The sequence below is a fragment of the Mesorhizobium tianshanense genome, from assembly GCF_007830515.1.
Lineage (GTDB): Bacteria > Pseudomonadota > Alphaproteobacteria > Rhizobiales > Rhizobiaceae > Mesorhizobium > Mesorhizobium tianshanense.
The window spans coordinates 1-2362 of sequence record NZ_VLKT01000140.1; the positions used below are offsets into that span (position 1 = coordinate 1).

The 2362-nt window shown below is 62.8% G+C and carries 2 protein-coding genes and 1 pseudogene; 1 reads left to right on the forward strand and 2 read right to left on the reverse strand.

Annotated elements, in window-relative coordinates:
- A pseudogene (locus IQ26_RS38845) lies at positions 1-147 on the forward strand (LysR family transcriptional regulator); the annotation flags it as partial.
- A 692-nt stretch (positions 148-839) separates the two neighbouring features.
- Here IQ26_RS38845 and IQ26_RS38850 read toward each other — a convergent pair.
- Positions 840-2048 (reverse strand): beta-ketoacyl-[acyl-carrier-protein] synthase family protein, encoded by a 1209-nt coding sequence (locus IQ26_RS38850; protein WP_145723572.1) that lies wholly within the window; start codon positions 2046-2048, stop codon positions 840-842.
- Positions 2049-2327: an acyl carrier protein gene (locus IQ26_RS38855; RefSeq protein WP_145723573.1), complete on the reverse strand. Its 279-nt coding sequence runs from the start codon at positions 2325-2327 to the stop codon at positions 2049-2051.
- Positions 2328-2362: the final 35 nt, after the last annotated feature.

Sequence of the window (2362 nt, forward strand, 5' to 3'; positions counted from 1 at the left end):
CCACTTCCCGGATTTACCGAGACCCTCCAATGGCCGGCCCTTCACAACAGCGATCCGGCAAGCATCTGGATCCGGGAGATAATGTTGCAGGAGGCGTCCCGCATGGCAACTCCAAGCAAGACCCCGGGACGTCGCACGCGCTCCTAGATTTACTCAGCGCCTCAAGCCGACTCTCATGTTCCCTATCAAGACTGAGGCGAGAGATCGGCTGCTCGGCAGGTGTTGCGAGCAGTCGGATCGGCTGAAGCTGCACGGGGCGAGAAGTGGAGCTCAGAACGACGGTTGATCAGACTCTCATCCGTGGGTTTGGTACCGCCTTCCGTGTCTTCAGCTCGGGGCTATCCTTGGTCTAGGAGTGGGAGTTGTTCGGAACAGGCGCCGGGCGGACTGGCTCGGCACATAATCACCGACGGGAGTTCCCCACCGTGGCTCCGCCCTCGGCGCTGGGTCGCATGTTGGCCCGAGATCGCTTTGACGGCGAGACCTCTCGCCCGATGGCCCACAATGCGGGGGCCATCTCATGCACGATTTCGGGCCAGGACCATCGGTGGCTTCTTGGCGCGCCGACAGCGGTCCTAGGGCCGGCCCAGGGCCCTCCCGACATAGTCGCGTAAAGCTTTAGTTTAGACCCTCGAGCCAAACCCGCAGGGCTCGCTTACCTCGAGGGGTAGCAGTACGTCCAAGCAGCAGAATTTCGCAAAGACGGGGCCGCTGCGGATTGTCCAGCTTTCGCTGCCACTTCCCGCATTACCGGGGCGGTCCAATAGCCCACCCTTCACAATAGTGATCCGGCAAGCATCTGGATCCGAGAGAAATGTTAGAGGAGGCATCTCGCATGGCTACACCTGCCTGAATGCCAGAACTGCGTTCAGGCCGCCCATGGCGAAGGCGTTGCTCAGTGCCACCTGCACCTTGCGCTCGCGCGGCACATTGGGGGTGATATCGAGATCGCAATCGGGGTCTGGCTCACGATAATTGGCCGTCGGCGGCACGACGCCCTCGCGGATCGCCATCACGCAGGCGATCATTTCGATCGCGCTAGCTGCGCCGAGGCAATGCGCATGGGTGGACTTGGTGGAAGAGACGGACATCGAATACGCATGGTCACCGAAGACGCGCTTGATGGCTGCCGATTCGATCTGATCGTTGGCCTTGGTGCCGGTGCCGTGCGCGTTGAGGTAGTCCACGTCCTCGGGATTCAGCCCGGCATCGGCAAGGCAAGCGCCCATCGCAGCCTCCGGCCCATGCACCGCCGGCGCGGCGATGTGGAAGGCATCGGCGGAAAATCCGACGCCGGCGATCTCGGCAAGGATCGTTGCACCGCGAGCAGCAGCATGCTCATAACTTTCCAAGACGGCCATGCCCGCACCCTCGCCCAGCACCACGCCCTTCCTATCGGCGGAGAAGGGCCGGCAGGTATCGGGAGCCAGCACGCGCATTGCCTCCCATGACTTCAGCACGCCCCATACGAGCGGCGCATCGCTTCCGCCGGCAAGCATCACGTCGGCCCGACCGTACCTTATCTGATCCACCGCCGAAGCGATCGCATGGTTGCCGGAGGCACAGGCGGAGGTGATGCCGAGTACCGGCCCGCGCAGCCCGAAGCTCAAGCTGATCTGGGTGGCAGCGGCGCTTGGCATCACCTTTAGTCCAGTGAATATCTCGGCACGGGTCGCGCCGCCCAAAAGGATGGCGCGGTAGTTTTCCTCGATAGCGTCCCAGCCGCAGACACCGACGCCCACTGTCGCGCCGAAGCGAGCGGCATTTCCTTCATCGCAGGAAAGTCCGGCCTGTCGCATGGCTTCGTGCGCTGCAAGCACGGCGAGCAAGCTGAAGCGGCCCATGGAGATGAGCCGCCCGCGGTCGATGTCGTGCTCCGGCAGCGCCTTGATCTCAGCGCCGATTGTACCCTTCAGCTCATGGAGCTCTGAATTGACGATCGGGCCGATGGCGGAACGGCCTTCGCGCATCCCCCTCCAGATGGAGGCGGCGTCAGTGCCCAGCCCGCAGAGCCCGCCCATTCCGGTGATGACGACGCGCCTGTCCATTCACGCCTCCTTAGTGAGCAAGCCGCGGACGGCTTCCACCATGTCGCCGACATTCTGGAGATCCGACCAGGCCTCGGACGTGTTCATCTCGATCTTGATGCCGTAGGCCTGCTCCAGGTCCCAGAGCACGTCCGCCAATCCCAGTGAATCGATGCCGAGAGAAGTCAGTTCCGTGGCAGTCGTTATCTCGCCGCCCGCGGCAGGCGCAATGTTGCCGCCCTCCGCCGCGGCGCGCTTCTTGATCATTGCGATTATTTCGTTGGTCAGTTGATCTGCCATCTTGTTCCTTCCAGCTTGCGTTTGCGACGTGACTC

What these genes read in the sequence shown, in the direction of transcription:
- IQ26_RS38850 (WP_145723572.1), bottom strand. Translation starts at nt 2,048, where the DNA reads ATGGACAGGCGCGTCGTCATCACCGGAATGGGCGGGCTCTGCGGGCTG.
- IQ26_RS38855 (WP_145723573.1), bottom strand. Translation starts at nt 2,327, where the DNA reads ATGGCAGATCAACTGACCAACGAAATAATCGCAATGATCAAGAAGCGC.